Annotated in this window: 10 protein-coding genes; 7 read left to right on the top strand and 3 right to left on the bottom strand. The window is 54.4% G+C overall.

The genetic code is table 11. From position 1 onward, the window contains the following. Nucleotides 1-28: 28 nt before the first annotated feature. The gene (locus tag E5C26_RS12270) at nucleotides 29-1,045 is read right to left on the bottom strand and encodes a substrate-binding domain-containing protein (RefSeq protein ID WP_135316551.1); all 1,017 of its coding nucleotides are present in this window, start codon (nucleotides 1,043-1,045) and stop codon (nucleotides 29-31) included. Nucleotides 1,046-1,541: 496 nt separating this feature from the next. On the opposite strand from E5C26_RS12270, the gene E5C26_RS12265 reads away from it, so the two are divergent. Both E5C26_RS12265 and E5C26_RS12260 read left to right on the top strand, forming a co-directional pair. Then, nucleotides 1,542-2,933 carry a diaminobutyrate--2-oxoglutarate transaminase gene (locus E5C26_RS12265; RefSeq protein WP_135316673.1) on the top strand — a complete coding sequence of 464 codons (1,392 nt, stop codon included), beginning with the start codon at nucleotides 1,542-1,544 and terminating at the stop codon, nucleotides 2,931-2,933. 5 nt (nucleotides 2,934-2,938) lie between these two features. Further along, complete coding sequence (locus E5C26_RS12260) at nucleotides 2,939-4,411, top strand: pyridoxal phosphate-dependent decarboxylase family protein (protein WP_135316550.1); 1,473 nt, start codon at nucleotides 2,939-2,941, stop codon at nucleotides 4,409-4,411. Nucleotides 4,412-4,526: 115 nt separating this feature from the next. Here the strand turns inward: E5C26_RS12260 and E5C26_RS12255 are convergent, their stop codons facing one another. Together E5C26_RS12255 and E5C26_RS12250 are read right to left on the bottom strand one after the other, a co-directional pair. After that, the gene (locus E5C26_RS12255; RefSeq protein ID WP_135316549.1) at nucleotides 4,527-5,423 is read right to left on the bottom strand and encodes a PhzF family phenazine biosynthesis protein; all 897 of its coding nucleotides are present in this window, start codon (nucleotides 5,421-5,423) and stop codon (nucleotides 4,527-4,529) included. Between the two features lie 178 nt (nucleotides 5,424-5,601). After that, entirely contained in the window at nucleotides 5,602-6,309 is a 708-nt protein-coding gene (locus E5C26_RS12250) for an SDR family NAD(P)-dependent oxidoreductase (RefSeq protein WP_135316548.1), read from the bottom strand. Nucleotides 6,310-6,446: 137 nt separating this feature from the next. Between E5C26_RS12250 and E5C26_RS12245 the strand changes: the two genes are divergently transcribed. The 5 genes from E5C26_RS12245 to E5C26_RS12225 all read left to right on the top strand — a co-directional run bounded on the left by E5C26_RS12245 (nucleotide 6,447) and on the right by E5C26_RS12225 (nucleotide 16,668). Continuing rightward, nucleotides 6,447-7,379 carry a LysR family transcriptional regulator gene (locus E5C26_RS12245; protein WP_135316547.1) on the top strand — a complete coding sequence of 311 codons (933 nt, stop codon included), beginning with the start codon at nucleotides 6,447-6,449 and terminating at the stop codon, nucleotides 7,377-7,379. Nucleotides 7,380-8,124: 745 nt separating this feature from the next. Next, nucleotides 8,125-10,560, top strand: a complete 2,436-nt coding sequence (locus tag E5C26_RS12240; protein ID WP_135316546.1) for a glucose/quinate/shikimate family membrane-bound PQQ-dependent dehydrogenase — start codon at nucleotides 8,125-8,127, stop codon at nucleotides 10,558-10,560. 282 nt (nucleotides 10,561-10,842) lie between these two features. Next, complete coding sequence (locus tag E5C26_RS12235) at nucleotides 10,843-12,936, top strand: bifunctional diguanylate cyclase/phosphodiesterase (RefSeq protein WP_135316545.1); 2,094 nt, start codon at nucleotides 10,843-10,845, stop codon at nucleotides 12,934-12,936. Nucleotides 12,937-12,996: 60 nt separating this feature from the next. Next, nucleotides 12,997-15,531: a heavy metal translocating P-type ATPase gene (locus tag E5C26_RS12230; protein ID WP_135316544.1), complete on the top strand. Its 2,535-nt coding sequence runs from the start codon at nucleotides 12,997-12,999 to the stop codon at nucleotides 15,529-15,531. Between the two features lie 210 nt (nucleotides 15,532-15,741). Then, nucleotides 15,742-16,668, top strand: coding sequence for an ABC transporter substrate-binding protein (locus E5C26_RS12225; RefSeq protein WP_135316543.1), 927 nt, complete (start codon nucleotides 15,742-15,744; stop codon nucleotides 16,666-16,668). Nucleotides 16,669-16,705: the final 37 nt, after the last annotated feature.

The following is a 16,705-nucleotide window of genomic DNA, read 5'->3' as shown; positions in this document are numbered from 1 at the left end:
AGTTCCTGGTGTTGTGTGTATGGAAAAGTTAACGATCGTCACCGGTCTGCGCCGGAGGACGACCCAGGCTTTCACCCAGCCGCAAGTGATGAGGGATCACCGCATTACCGGGTGGATCGCCGGCTAACAGCGCCAGCATGTTTGTGATGGCAGTCCGACCCAGTTCGTCCTGCGGTTGCACCACCGAGCACAACGAGGGGAACAGCGACTGCCCCAATGCAATACCGTCAAATCCGACGACCGAAACCTGATCCGGCACCCGGTATCCCGCGCGCATCAACCCGCCAATGGTGCTCAATGCCAGCAAGTCGTTGGAGCACAGCAAGGCGGTCAACGCCTGCGGGCCTTGCAGATAAGGTTCAAGCCGGCTGAAATGGCTGCGGGTATGCCCCGGCATTTCAATCACCGGCAACGAGGCCAGCCCGCCATCGCGCATCGCCTGCTGATGTCCCTGGTAACGCAAGCGAGCGCGGTCCGACTGCCACATCGGGCCGGTCAACATGCCAATATGATGATGCCCAAGCTGCAGCAAATGCGTGGTGACGTCATACATGGCGCGATAGTTATCGACACAGACCGAAGGCACGCCGGCACTCACTGCCGGGTTGTGCACCAGCACCACGGGAATATCCTCTTGTTCCAGCAGCGTCAGTACCCGACTGTTTTCGGCATCCGCCACGGTCAGGATCAGTCCATCGACGCGCTGACGTAGCAGGCTTTCGACAATGCGCACTTCGTTTTCCGGCTGGTAATCGGTGGTGGCGACCAATAGCGAATAGCCTTGTTGCTGGGCGATCACTTCCATTGCCTGGAGCTGTTCGGCAAACACCGGGTTGCTGAAGGTCGGCACAACGACGCCCAGAATGCGAGTGGACTGAGTGCGCAACTGTTGCGCCACCCTGTTGGGCCGAAAACCAAGCTGACGAGATGCTGCCAACACTTTGCTGAGGGTTTCCGGACGCAGTAAGGATGGAGCAGAAAATGCCCGCGCAGCGGTAGCGCGTGACACCCCCGCCAGTTTTGCGACACTGATTAAATCCGACATAACACCTCTCTGATTGGCAATGAGATCGATCTCATTGCGCAAAATTAACAATGGCAGATGACGCTCGGATGACAGGGTAATGACGGTTAGAAGGCGGGAACTTCCCGGTATTCCGGCGATGGCAAAGGAAAATGGTGGAAAAAAGCCTGGCTTATTGAAACAGCATGTTGCAATCCGCTGCCATTGGCTTATTTCCCTGATATCGCGGAAATTGTCCAAAAAACAAACAGATTGAACAGGTACCCATACTTTTTCTGAGGGGGTTTTTCGTGCCTTGTCAAGCCCCCTGTTACGGCCATGTGATGGCATTATTGGCCAATAAATCACCAATTTATTGTTTTTAATAGAAAAAACAATAAATTCCCTTGGGCTAAATAACTATTGAGCCGGGGGGTAAAAAGCCATATATTGGGCGCGTTTTTTCACGGTAGTTACCTATTCGATTTAATAATTCAACTAGGGCGTTATTAATACCCCCAGTTGTAGGAGAGATATGATGACGGATAAAGTCCGTATTGATAATTTCGGTGTGAGTTTAGAAAATGTAAACAACGAAACATATTTGGCGAGACAAGCCGAATTTGAATCGAATGTCAGGAGTTACCCCCGTAAATTGCCGCTGGCAATTGCGAAAGCCCAAGGCGTGTGGATCACCGATGTTGAGAATAATCAATATCTTGATTGCCTGGCTGGTGCGGGTACGCTGGCTCTGGGTCATAACCATCCTGACATCCTCCAAAGCATCCAAAATGTCATTACCAGCGGCTTGCCGTTACATACCCTCGATCTTACAACACCGTTGAAAGATCAGTTCTCAGAGTATTTGCTCTCATTATTGCCGGGACAAGGCCAGGAATACTGCCTGCAGTTCTGTGGCCCGTCGGGCGCAGATGCGGTCGAAGCCGCACTGAAACTGGCGAAAAAACACACCGGTCGTTCTGGCGTGATCAGCTTCTCCGGCGGTTATCATGGCATGACCCATGGCGCGCTGGCGGTCACAGGCAACCTGTCACCGAAAGAAGCCATTAACGGCATGATGCCGGAAGTCCAGTTTATGCCTTACCCGCATGAATACCGCTGCCCACTGGGCATCGGCGGCGAAGCCGGCGTCAAGGCACTGACCTACTATTTTGAAAACCTGATTAACGACGTCGAAAGCGGCGTGCGCAAACCTGCGGCAGTGATCCTGGAAGCGGTTCAGGGTGAAGGCGGCGTTAACCCGGCTCCGGCCGAGTGGTTGCAGCGCATTCGCAAAGTCACTCAGGAACACGGCATTCTGCTGATTATCGACGAAGTTCAGGCCGGTTTTGCCCGTACGGGTAAACTGTTCGCCTTCGAACACGCCGGTATTGAGCCGGACATCATCGTGATGTCCAAAGCGGTCGGTGGCGGCTTGCCGTTGGCAGTTCTGGGTATCAAAAAAGAATTTGACGCCTGGGAGCCTGGCCACCATACCGGTACCTTCCGTGGTAACCAACTGGCGATGGCCACCGGCCTGACCACCCTGCAGCACCTTAAAGATAACAACGTGGCCGCTAAGGTCGCCGCACAAGGCGAATGGCTGAAAGCCAAACTGGCCGAGCTGCAAAAACGTTATCCGGCCATTGGCCACGTGCGCGGCCTGGGCTTGATGATTGGCATGGAAATCGTTAAACCGGACGAAGCGCAAGATCATATGGGTTGTTACCCGGCTGACGGCGCATTATCTGCACTGTTGCAGAAGAAATGCTTCGACGCCGGCTTGATCCTGGAGCGTGGCGGCCGTAATGGTAACGTACTGCGTCTGCTGCCTTCCCTGCTGATCACCAACGACGAACTGGGCATTTTCCTGGATAAGTTTGAACAGGCCCTGTTAGCCGCCGGCGTCAAGCCTGTAGGTATGGAGTGAATTCGATGTCCCGGTTAAACCCGATTCTGGCCGCTTCGGCGCAAAGCACCGAAGCCTACCAGCAAGCAATCGAGCAAAGCAGCCAGGCAGTAGTGCAGTGGCTGCAACAACCCGAGATGTATCAGGGGAAAACCGTTGCCGAACTGCGTGAACGCATTACGCTTGATTTTAATCCTCAGGGCCTGGGCAACCAGGCCGCAATCGAACGCGCGATTGAGTACTTTTTAAAAGACAGCCTGTCGGTGCATCACCCACAGTGTGTCGCGCATTTGCATTGCCCAAGCCTGGTGATTAGCCAAGCCGCGGAAGTGCTGATCAACGCTACCAACCAGAGCATGGACTCCTGGGACCAAAGCCCGTCAGCCACCATCATCGAGATGAAGCTGATCGAGTGGTTGCGTACCCAGGTCGGTTATCAGCCAGGCGATGCCGGTGTGTTTACCAGCGGCGGTACCCAGAGCAATCTGATGGGGCTGATGCTGGCACGCGATGCCTTCTTCGCCAAGCAGGGCCACTCTGTGCAACAGGATGGCCTGGTCGGTAACCTGCGCAAGATTAAAGTCTTGTGTTCTGAAAACGCCCATTTCTCGGTGCAAAAGAATATGGCGTTGCTCGGCCTGGGTTACCAATCCGTCACGCTGGTGAAAACCGATCAATTTGCACGGATGGATGTGAACGACCTGGCCGAAAAACTGGCGCAAGCCAAGGCCAATGACGAGCAGATCCTGGCGATTGTCGCTACCGCAGGCACTACCGATGCCGGTGCTATCGACCCACTGCGTGCGATTGCGCAGTTGGCGGCAGAACACCAAATTTGGGTGCATGTGGATGCGGCCTGGGGCGGTGCGTTGCTGCTTTCCGAGAAGTACCGTGACTATCTGGACGGCATTGAATTAGTGGATTCCATTACCCTGGACTTCCATAAACAATTCTTCCAGACCATCAGCTGCGGTGCCTTCCTGTTGAAAGAGGCACGTCACTATGAGCTGATGCGCTATCAGGCGGCCTACCTGAACTCCGAGTTCGACGAAGCTCAGGGCGTGCCTAACCTGGTGTCCAAATCCTTGCAGACCACTCGCCGTTTTGATGCGTTAAAACTGTGGATGGGGTTGGAGGCGTTGGGTCAACAGCAATACGCCGCGATCATCGATCACGGCGTGACGCTGGCGCAACAGGTGGCCCACTATATCGGCGACCAACCGGCGCTGGAACTGGTGATGCAGCCACAGTTGGCCAGCGTGCTGTTCCGCTACCGTCCGCAGTCATTAGCGACCAGCGGCGATGCCGCAGTGGCACTGTTGAACCAACGAATTGGTGATGCATTGCTGGAGTCAGGACGTGCCAACGTCGGGGTGACCGAATTTAATGGCGTAACCTGCCTGAAAATGACGTTGTTAAACCCAACGGTCAGCCTGGACGATATCAAAGTCCTGCTGGCACTGGTGGAAAAAACCGCGCAGCAATTGCCTGCCGCCTAATCCACCTGCCCTGACCAAGCGAAAAGCCGATAACCTTTGCGGGTTATCGGCTTTTTATTTATTGATGAACACCCACTGTGAAATCAATGATGCCTATCAGTGAATTACTCTACGCCTAAATGTTCAACCAGCCATTAATCAGCGTGCAACTCTGCCCGCCAATCCATGGCTCATCGTGAATAAAATGAACGCTAACCCGGCCTTCTCTATGTAGTTGGGTACCTTGTCGAACCTGATACCCCTGTGCTGTCTGGCCACCGTCGGGGAAGTTGGTCGCCTTCAACAAACGGGCCAGGCACGCATTAGCACTGCCAGTCACTGGATCTTCTACCAACTTATCCCATTCAACCAGAAACGCGCGCATTTCGTAATCGGCTGGACTACCAGATGAATAGGCACCATAAATCACCACGCCATCAACATTACAATCAATTTGCAGCTTTTTAATCATGGCTTGATCCGGCGTCATTGTCAGGCAGGATTGAGCGTTTGGCATACGTACCATAAGCCAGCGAATGCCCATATCGGCAATCACCGGTATCAGGTCTGTATCAATAACCGCAGGCTGAAAAGCCGCTATTAGCCGTTCCCTTTCTTCAATAGCCAGCGTTCGAAACGTGACTTCAGGTGCGGCAAACGCCAGTGTTCCTTCAGGGAAGATATTAATCGCAACCAGTCCAATTCCGCACTCTTGCATAATAACCCCCGGCTGTTTGGTCACCAGGCCAGCTTCCAATAATGCATGAGCCGTACCCAATGTCGGATGTCCGGCAAAGGGCAACTCTTTTTCGGGGGTAAAAATACGCACTTGATAATCTGCAGCCGGATTAACCGGCTTGAAAACAAACGTCGTTTCCGAAAGGTTGGTCCAGCGGGCTAATGAAAGCATCTGCATTTCATTCAACCCTTCCGCCTCCAGGATCACCGCCAAGGGATTCCCCTGCAAGGGTGAAGTGGTAAATACATCCACCTGTTTGTAGGCCCGTGGTATCACATCATCTCTTCTGAGCATTTGCCATAATCCGTTATATATAATGCTTGATGATAGCTCTACCAAATGACATACATCAATTTATCAATCTGCGGTTTTTGACCCGCACTTGCCGGCGAAAACATGGGCCTTTATCGATTTTCTGGTTAAAGCGCTTCAGTAGCGCTGGCAAACTGACCTGTCTCATGCGTCAGTGCTATTACCAAGGCACGACTTTACCCAGATAGTCGAGGTAATGCAGTCCCGGACGTCCGGCATATGCCGCAATGGTGTTAAGCAGGTTCGGAATGCTCTCGTCGATACTCAGACGCCCTTCTGACCCGCCCAACTCGGTCCGCACCCAGCCAGGTGCCATCAACAGCAAGGTTCGCGGATCATCGCTATTACGCGCGGCGTAACTACGCATCAACATATTTAGTGCGGCTTTACTGGCCCGATAAACCTCGAACTTGCCATTGGTGTTGTTAGTCAGGCTACCTTGCCCGGATGACATCACGCCGATGGTCCCGGTCGGTGTTACCCGATCCTTAAAGGTTTCTATCACCCGCATCGGGCTGAGCGCGTTAGTGACCATCACCCGGTTGAACTCTTCGGTCGAAACGTCCGCGATGGTCTCACGATCGTCATTTTTGACCCCGGCGTTAACAAACAACAGATCAAAACGTCTGCCGGCAAGTCGCTGATGCAAACTATTAACCTGCTCGGGCACGGTGATATCGGCAGTCTCCACCTCAAGGCTGTCAGGGTATTTTCCCGCCAGACGATAAAGTGACTCTTTAGATGATTCGCGGCCAGTGGCGACCACTTTATCGCCGCGTTTCAGCAGTTCTTCTGCCATCGCAAAGCCCAGCCCCCGGGATGCGCCGATCAGCAGAATGGTCTTGGGTGATAAAGGAGATGTTGGCATGGATTATTTCCTCAGCATTTCAGTTGTGTTGTGATTCAGAAAATATAACTATGCAGAATAGATTGCGGAAGACGCAGCATTTGCACTTATAACATGCAGCAAACGCCTGCTTTCATTGACCGTTCAGGATGCTCGACATGACAGAACCCGATCTCAATTTACTGATTGCTCTCGATGCCTTGCTTACCCTGGGCAGCGTGGCGGGGGCTGCCCGTCGCCTTAAGCTAAGTGCCTCTGCGATGAGTCGCACGTTGAGCCGCCTGCGAGCGGTCACCGGGGATCCTTTATTGGTCCGTGCCGGCCGCAAGATGGTGTTGACACCCTATGCCGAAGAGATACGCGAGCGAACGCAAAGCGCCGTGTTCGAAGCCCGTGCGGTGCTTCGCCCTGCGCTATCAGATCTGAGTTTATCCAGCCTGGAGCGAACCTTTACCCTGCGCGCCAACGAAGGTTTTGTCGAGGCCTTTGGCGCCGTGCTGATCGCGGCGGCTGCACAGGAAGCCCCTTTGGTACGCCTGTGTTTTGCCCCCAAGCCAGAGAAAAGCTCAACCCATTTGCGCGAAGGTCTGGTCGATCTTGAGATTGGCGTGCTGGGGGTCATGGGGCCGGAGATTCGATTGCAAGCCCTGTTCCGTGACCGATTTGTCGCGGTAGTGCGCAAAGGCCATCCGTTTGAACAACAACCCGAGATTACGGCCCAACAGTATGCCGCCTGTGGTCATGTGGTTGCCTCACGCCGTGGGCTATTAACCGGGCCGGTAGACCAGGCGCTGACCGAATTGGGACTGGAGCGCAAGGTTGCCGCCGTGGTGCCTGGCTTCCCCGCCGCGCTGGCGGTGGCTCAGGCCTCTGATTTGGTGGCGCTGGTCCCGGCCTCTTTCCTGATCAATCACCCCGTAGGCAATGACGATGCTTCCACACTTTATGCTTTTGAACTGCCGGTCAAAACTCAGGGCATTACCGTTTCGCAAATGTGGCATCCCCGTTTGGAAGCCGATGCGGCTCATCGCTGGCTGCGGCAGTTGGTTTTGCGTGTGGTTAAACAGCGCTTTGAAATTCGGAAGTTTTAAGGATTCGATATCGGGCGCATTCATTAATGCCGGAGGGAACGTTGAGCTTATTGGTTAACAATGGGAGAGAGGAAAATACTTATTAAACCTACCCCAAGATTTTTCACCTTTAGCTTTAAAGGGGGGTGAATCAGGTTAGCGTCCACTATGCAGTGCAGGTAAAACGATGACGCCCAATCAATCGAAACACTGCAAAGTGGAACGCGAATATTAACGTACTGAATTAAAATCCCTAACCTTATGTAACTAAAGAAATCGAAAAGGTGACAATTAATTCACTCGGAATAACAGCCACTCAAAATATAAACACGGATCCGGCTATTCTCTGCGCATAAAAGTTAGCAACCCTTATTATCCCTAAATACATCAGGGTTTAAGCCCGATATTAATAGTGCAGTCCTGTACCCAGTCCGTGTGTCATAACAAATAATATTGAGGTTTTCGTTAATGGCTTCCGTCGCCATGGGAACCCCTATTCCTGGCAAGCTATTCAAGATTCGGTCAACGGCATAGTTTTACTGCCCGCTCATAGCATAGATACCGACAGGGCGTTTTGAGCGCACTCCATACTGACAATTACCGCCAAAAAGCAACATATCCTTAACTTGCTAACGAATCAAATGGTACAATATGTTCATTCCGTCGTTTGATCCTCGCTTTGCAACTCCGTTTTGATCGGGAGGACGCATGATCGTGGTCATCGAGGTAAACATGAAGAAAAACATTATTTTGGAGTCTATCAGCCATGCCTGAATCAAATGCCCGCCCGGGTATAAAACTTAAACTATGGTGTTGTTTATTAGGGATAATCCTTACTCTGGTCGGCTTATTCTTTGCCATTGCCGGTGGCAAGCTGGTCTCGCTCGGGGGCAGCAGCTACTTCCTGATTGCCGGGATCGTCACCCTGCTTAGTGCAGTGCAATTCTTCCGTCGTAAATCTTCAGCGGTACTGTTGTTCCTGCTGGTGTTTATCGGCACGCTGATTTGGTCGGTGTACGATGCCGGTTTCGATTTCTGGCCACTGGTTTCACGGTTAATGGTCCCTGCCGGTTTGATGCTGCTGGCCTTTCTTGGTTGGCCCACGCTGCGTAAATCGGAAGGCAAAGCGCCGCTGGCAAAGCTGTCCTACCTGCTCAGCGCGGTACTGGTGGTGGGCATGGTTGGCACCTTTGTGCAGATGTTCCAGCCACACCCTACCGTTGCTTTCAGCGGAAAACCCTTGCCGTTGATCCCGGTGGATAAAGCCAAACAGCAAAAAGACTGGGACAACTACGGCAACACCCCAGGCGGTAGCCGCTTCGTGGCATTGGACCAAATCACCCGCGACAACGTTAAAGAGCTGAAAGTCGCCTGGACCTTCCACACTGGCGATACTCCGCTAAGCCCGGACGGCAACGGTGCCGAAGATCAACAAACGCCGCTGCAAGTCGGTAACCGCGTCTTCCTGTGTACGCCGCATAACAATGTCATCGCCGTCGATGCCGACAGTGGTAAAGAGATTTGGAAGCGTGAGATCAACGCGAAATCTCAGGTCTGGAACCGTTGTCGCGGCCTGGCCTACTTTGATGTCACCAAGCCACTACCGGCACCGACAGTGCCGGGTTCAACCCCTGCCATACCTGCTGCTTTGGCGGCCGGTGACCATTGCCAGCGCCGTATTCTGATGAATACCATCGATGCGCGTCTGGTGGCGATCAATGCCGATAACGGCGAGTTCTGTCAGAACTTTGGCCAGCAGGGTGTGGTCGATCTTAAGGCCGGTCTGGGGGATGCTGCAGATCCCAAATACCAACTGACCTCTGCCCCTACACTGGCCGGTACCACCATCGTGGTCGGCGGCCGCGTAGCCGACAACGTGCAAACCGATATGCCTGGCGGCGTACTGCGTGGTTTCGACGTGATCACCGGTGAAATGCGCTGGGCGTTCGACCCAGGTAATCAAGATCCGAATTCAGCTTTGAAACCGGGGCAGACCTTCGTGCGCAGTACGCCGAATTCCTGGGCGCCGATGTCCTACGACCCGGCAATGAATACCGTGTTCCTGCCAATGGGCAGCTCATCGGTTGACCTGTGGGGGGCTAACCGTAACGCACTGGATCACAAATACGGCGCCTCTATCCTGGCGCTGGACGCCACCACCGGTAAAGAAAAATGGGTCTATCAAACCGTTCATAACGACCTGTGGGACTTCGATCTGCCCATGCAGCCGAGCCTGATCGATTTCCCAATGAAGGATGGCACCAGCAAACCGGCGCTGGTGATTGGTGCCAAAACCGGTCAGCTCTTCGTGCTGGATCGCCATACCGGTAAACCTTTGACCGAAGTTAAAGAACTGCCGGTGAAAACCCGCACCATCCCTGGCGAGCAATACTCGGCCACTCAACCCTTCTCTGTCGGCATGCCGCAGATCGGCAATCAGAAACTGACTGAGTCCGATATGTGGGGCGCAACGCCGTTCGATCAACTGATGTGCCGCATCAGCTTTAAGTCGATGCGTTATGACGGGCTGTTCACCGCGCCAGACACCGATATCTCACTCAGCTTCCCCGGTTCGCTGGGTGGCATGAACTGGGGTGGTCTGTCGACCGATCCCAACAACCACTATATCTTTGCCAATGATATGCGTCTGGGGCTGTGGGTACAGATGATCCCGCAGAAAACCGATGCCAACGCGCCAGCCAGCAACGGCGGTGAGTCGGTCAACACCGGGATGGGTGCCGTGCCGCTGAAAGGAACCCCTTACGGCGTGAACAAGAACCGCTTTATGTCACCGTTGGGCATTCCCTGCCAGAAACCGCCTTTCGGCACCCTGTCCGCTATCGATCTGAAAACGCAGAAAGTAGTGTGGCAAGTCCCGGCTGGTACGGTGCAGGATACCGGGCCATTCGGCATCAAAATGCGCGCACCAATGCCGGTGGGCATGCCAACGCTGGGCGGTACGTTAGCCACTCAGGGCGGCCTGGTGTTCATTGCGGGCACTCAGGATTACTACCTGCGAGCCTTTGATTCTTCCACCGGTGAAGAAGTCTGGAAAGCACGTTTGCCTGTCGGCAGCGGCGGCACGCCAATGAGCTATGTTTCGCCGGTTACCGGCAAACAGTACATTGTGATCTCCGCCGGTGGCGCACGCCAGTCGCCAGACCGCGGCGACTACGTCATTGCTTATGCGCTTGATAAATAAATCCTCCCATAAGCTATAATTACACCAGCCCCCGCTTAATCACGGGGGCTTTTTTATATCTGTCGATATAACGGTTTAATGATATTTAACAGTGAAAACAGCCGGAGAAAATTGGATGAGTAAAAAAACATAAATACGAGAGTATTCCTAATGTGTTGCCCGGGATTATATCTCATTCTCTCTGGTGGTTTTTTTATTGCACAGGCCAGGCTACATAATGATTTCCGCTGGCAAAAAATATTTTTGGCGTGAATGCCGAGCGGTTTTCAGAGGAAATGACAAATGAGTGTTTTACCCGAGCACAGTGATGACAATCATCCTGTTGATATGGCTAATGAAATATTTGACGGCTTGCCGAATCTCATTGGCGTAGGTAATAGCCTCGGGGGACATTTCAATAGGTTATGGTGTGAATATACCGGCCTTGCTTCATTTGATAACCAGGACGCCTGCTGGTTGAAAGCTCTGCATCCGGATGACTATGCGCATATCAACTCGTTGTGGCAACGGTCGATAACCGCCATCACCTCGTTCGTTTATCAGGCCCGTCTGCGCCATTGCAGTGGTGAGTATCGTTGGTTTTTACTGTCGTTCGGCACAAAAAAAGCCCCGAATTCCGCGCAACACCATTGGTTTCTCAGCTGTACCGACATCCATCAGCAAATGCTGGAAAAACAAATCATTGCCGAGAAGCTGGCAGCGCAGAAAAATATGCTTGATGCCAGCGTCGACTGTATCAAAGTGATTAATAATGACGGTTCATTACTGCATATGAACAAAGCCGGCAACATCGCTTTGGGCGTAGATGAGAACCAGCAACAGTTTGGCATGCCCTGGTTGGGTCTGCTGCAGCCGGAAGTTCGCCAGCGTGGCCAAAAAGCGCTACGCAAGGTGTTAAGCGGAAGAAATGCCAGATTCGCCGGTCTTAGCGCCAAGGCGGATGGTTCCTTGCAGCACTGGGATAATATCCTCACTCCGGTGATCGACAGGGACTCCCGGATACAAAATATATTGTGCGTTTCGCGCGATGTCACCTCTCAACGGATAGCTGAAAAACGCTTACTGATCGCCAGTGAATATGACGAATTGACCGGTCTGCCCAACCGACGGTTATTCAAGAAAAGATTAAAACAGGAAATGAAACGCTCGCTGGCCAATAATAAATCGCTTGGGCTGATTTTGCTGGATCTCGACCACTTTAAGCTGGTGAACGACACCCTGGGGCACGATGCCGGCGATCATCTGTTGCGTGTATTGGCCCGGCGACTCAAGTCTGATTTGAACCCCAACTCATTTGTCTCCCGATTGGGTGGCGATGAGTTTGCGGTGGTGATCAGCGACGTAGAAAACGAGCAGGATATTTTCAAAATCGCCAATAACTTTCTGCTGCAGCTTGAAACACCGGTCACCCATGGCGGTAAAGCGCTTCATTGTGGCATGAGTATTGGCGGAGCCCTCTACCCGCAGGATGCCCGTGACGCGTCAGAATTGATGAAATGTGCCGATACCGCCCTGTACGAACTCAAAGACGGCGGCCGTGGCGGCGTTTATATGTTTAATCCGCAGATGATGGATAAAGCCAGAGAACGTGCGACACAGCTTAATCACGCCCGTCAGATTGTGCGTAACAACCAGATCCGCCCCAGCTATCAGCCCAAGGTCAATCTGGCAACCGGTACCCTTGTCGGCTTTGAGGCTCTGCTGCGCTGGTATTGCCCGCAAAACGGCATCCAGACGCCGGATAGCGTCTGCGAAGCGTTTAACGACTACGAGTTGGCAACCAAAATCGGCGAAACCATGCAGATGAAGGTGTTTGCCGATATCTCGGCCTGGCTGGCTTCTGGCGCCGAAGTTTTGCCCGTGTCACTGAATGCTTCCCCTATCGAATTTTTACGCGATAGCTACGCCGAAACATTCCTGCAGCGCTTGCAGATGTTTAACATCCCTCACCATCTGATTGAGCTGGAAGTGACCGAGCACGCCTTCAATAAGCATGGTTCGAAGTATGTGCTGCGTGCTTTGCAAATGCTCAAGGAAATGGGGATCCGAATTGCGCTCGATGATTTTGGCACTGGGCACTCTTCCTTAACCCACCTGATGAACTACCCACTGGACTGCATAAAACTCGATCGCGACTTTATCCGCCGCATGAACAACGAAGCAGCTATTTTGGGCATCGTGGAAAGTATGGGTATTCTGGGGCAAAAGTTATCCATCGATATCATTGCCGAAGGGATTGAAACCGAACAGCAGCGGCAAACGCTGCGCAACTCCGGATATCATTTGGGCCAGGGTTTTCTTTTTAGCCAGGCCGTTGAGGCGCCCCTTGCGCTCAGTATGTTGTTAAAGAGCCCCTCCTCCAAAATAACCGCTTGACCTTCCCGTGGTGGGAAGCTTTAAGCTTTCCACCAACAGACAGCATAAAGGGACAGCTCAATGACTTCCGTTTCTCTCAAACCCGACTCCACCCCGGCGATGTCTCAGGTCAGCCGACTGAGCCTGCCGGTCGATGGCATGACCTGCGCTTCGTGCGTAGGCCGTGTCGAACGTGCGCTGAAGGCCGTACCCGGTGTGGATAGCGCTTCGGTCAATCTGGCCACCGAACGCGCCGACCTCACCTTCAGCGGCGCGGCTGACCCACAGGCGGCGGTTCGCGCCATTGAGAACGCCGGATATAACGTGCGTGAAGAGACCACCGAGCTGGCAATAGAAGAAATGACCTGTGCGTCCTGCGTCGGCCGGGTAGAAAAAGCGCTGAACCAAATACCCGGCGTGCTTGAGGCCAATGTCAATCTGGCGACTGAGCGTGCACGGGTGCGTCACCTGGCCGGTGTCGTCTCTATGACAGACCTTGAGGCCGCCGCTGAAAAAGCCGGCTACCAGCCGCGACGCCTGTCCACCGCCAGCGTCAACACAGAGGATCAGGATACCGAGCGACGTGAGCATGAGGCCCGTGGGCTACGGCGCTCGTTGCTTATTGCCGCCATTCTCACCTTGCCGGTGTTCATTCTCGAGATGGGGTCGCACCTGATCCCCGCCATGCATCACTGGGTACTGGGCGTGCTGGGTGAACAAACCAGCTGGTATCTGCAATTTGTTCTCACCACCCTGGTGCTGTTTGGGCCGGGGCTGCGTTTCTTCCGCAAAGGGATCCCGGCACTGTTGCGCGGCGCTCCCGACATGAACTCGCTGGTGTCGGTCGGCACGGTGGCGGCGTACGGCTATTCGGTGGTGACGACTTTCATTCCCGAGGTGCTGCCGCAGGGGACCGCCAACGTCTATTATGAAGCTGCTGCGGTCATCGTCACCCTGATCCTGCTTGGCCGGACTTTAGAGGCTCGCGCCAAGGGGCGGACCTCACAGGCCATCAAGCGGCTGGTCGGCCTGCAGGCCAAGACTGCCCGCGTCGAGCGTAATGGCGAAACCGTTGAAATCCCGCTCGATCAAGTGGCCCTCGGTGACATCGTGCTGGTTCGTCCAGGCGAAAAGGTGCCGGTTGACGGCGAAGTCGTCGAAGGAACCTCTTATGTAGACGAAAGCATGATCACCGGCGAACCGGTGCCGGTACAAAAAGGCGTGGGTGCCGATGTTGTCGGTGGCACTATCAACAAAACCGGGGCTTTCAGTTTCCGCGTTACCAAAATCGGTGCCAATACGGTGCTTGCGCAGATCATTCGTCTGGTCGAAGAGGCTCAGGGTTCCAAACTGCCGATCCAGGCGCTGGTTGACAAGGTCACCATGTGGTTCGTGCCGGCAGTGATGGCCGCCGCCGCGCTGACGTTCCTGGTTTGGCTGGTGTTCGGCCCCTCCCCGGCACTGACCTTTGCGCTGATTAATGCGGTGGCAGTACTGATTATCGCCTGCCCTTGTGCCATGGGATTGGCTACACCCACCTCCATCATGGTCGGGACCGGCCGCGCCGCCGAGCTTGGCGTGTTGTTCCGTAAGGGCGAGGCCTTGCAGGCCCTGCGCGATGTCAGCGTTATTGCGCTCGACAAGACCGGCACCCTGACCAAGGGTCGCCCTGAACTGACGGACCTGATCCCCGCAGAAGGCTTTGAATACGATGAGGTTCTGGCTCTGGTGGCGGCGGTGGAGACTCGTTCCGAACACCCGATTGCCGAAGCGATTGTGGCGGCAGCCAGGCAGCAGAACATGACGCTCGCCGCGATAGAAAGCTTTGAGGCTACTCCGGGCTTCGGCGTCTCTGCCCGCGTCGCCGGACGCACTATCGCCGTCGGGGCAGACCGCTTTATGACCCAGCTTGGTCTTGATGTCAGTAGCTTCCAGCAGTCGGCTCAGCATCTCGGTGAACAGGGTAAAAGCCCACTTTATGCGGCCATCGACGGCCGTCTGGCGGCGGTGATCGCGGTCGCTGACCCGATTAAGGAAAGCACACCAGAAGCCATCAAGGCACTGCATGCGCTTGGCCTTAAGGTGGCGATGATCACCGGCGACAACGCGGCCACCGCTGCGGCGATCGCCAAACAGCTGGGTATTGATGAAGTCGCCGCCGAGGTTCTGCCCGACGGCAAGGTCGCGGCGCTGAAGAAATTCCGCAGTGGCGGTGCCCGGGTAGCCTTTGTGGGCGATGGCATTAACGATGCACCGGCACTTGCCGAAGCCGACGTTGGCCTGGCCATCGGCACCGGAACCGATGTGGCCATTGAGGCCGCTGACGTGGTGCTGATGTCGGGCGACCTGCGCGGCGTCCCCAATGCCATTGCACTCAGCCAGGCGACGATCCGCAACATCAAGCAGAACCTGTTCTGGGCCTTCGCCTACAACGCAGTGCTGATCCCGGTCGCGGCCGGCGCGCTCTACCCGCTGAACGGCACATTGCTTTCACCGATCTTCGCGGCGGCGGCCATGGCGCTCTCCAGCGTCTTCGTGCTCGGCAACGCGCTGCGTCTCAGGGGCTTTCAGGCCCCGATGGCGGTTGAAGAAAAGATAAGCGCTGACACTCACTAATCCCCCATAACCGACCGCCCGGCGATGCTGCCGGCGGTCGGTTTTTTATTTCAGCATTTCTTCTTCAGACACTCAATCACCTGCCACGCCAACCCCCACGCAATCTGACATTTCTAAAATTACTTAGCCAATTTTGTTCGTTCACAGATTTAGCGGCATAAAGGATAGTGAGTCGACCGCCCCAACCACCTAATAATGCAGGTAATAATAATGATGTATAGCGCAAAACTCACCGCAGCGGCGGCACTCTTTAGTCTTTCTGCTCTGGCCCATGCCGCACCGGGTATAGACCTGGTTGCCAACGAAACGCCGATCCATACGCAAAAAAGCCCTGAAGCGGCGGCCAGGATCCCGGCCGGATTTAAATTTGTCGAGCCGGGCACGCTGACCGTGGCCGTGTCGATACTGGGCAGTGGCCCGCCGTTTGGGCTGTACGCCCGTGATAATAAAACGGTGATTGGCAGTGAGTCGGATATTGCCCGCCTGGTGGCCGATGGTCTGGGGCTGAAACTCAAGCTGGTACCAACCTCGTGGGAGGACTGGCCGTTGGGCGTCACTTCCGGCAAATACGACGCGGCGATTTATAACATTACCGTCACCCGGGAGCGTAAGACCAAATTCGACTTCGCCACTTATCGCCAGGATACGCTGGGGTTCTACGTCAAGAGCGGCAGTAAAATCACCTCGATAAAATCGGCCCCGGATATTGCCGGCAAGAAGATTATCGTCGACTCCGGCACCAATCAGGAAGCCGTGCTGCTTGCCTGGGATAAAGAGAATCAGGCCAAAGGGCTACCTGCCCTCCAGCCGATCTACGTGACCGACAAGGCGGCCGCCACCCTGGCGATTCAGTCAGGCCGGGCTGATGCCACCTTTGGGCCGAACGTCTCCGGCGCCTATCAGGCAAAACTGAACGGAAAAACCACCTTGGTCGGCATCGTGCCGGGCGGCTGGCCACGCAGCGCCAACATTGCCGTTACGGTGAAAAAAGGCAATGGCCTGGTGGATGCGGTGCAGGCTTCGCTCAATAGCGCTATCGGCAATGGCAGCTATCTGAAGGTGTTGGATCGTTGGGCGGAAAGTGACGAGAAAATCGAACATTCTGAAATTAACCCACAGGGACTGGGCGACAACTGACCCAATAGCCAAGGCCCTGAAATGGGCCTTGGCTATT

This window comes from Serratia proteamaculans (genome assembly GCF_004684015.1).
GTDB lineage: Bacteria > Pseudomonadota > Gammaproteobacteria > Enterobacterales > Enterobacteriaceae > Serratia > Serratia proteamaculans_F.
Note: the sequence above shows the minus strand (reverse complement) of the source record. Positions and strands in the feature narration are given on the sequence as shown.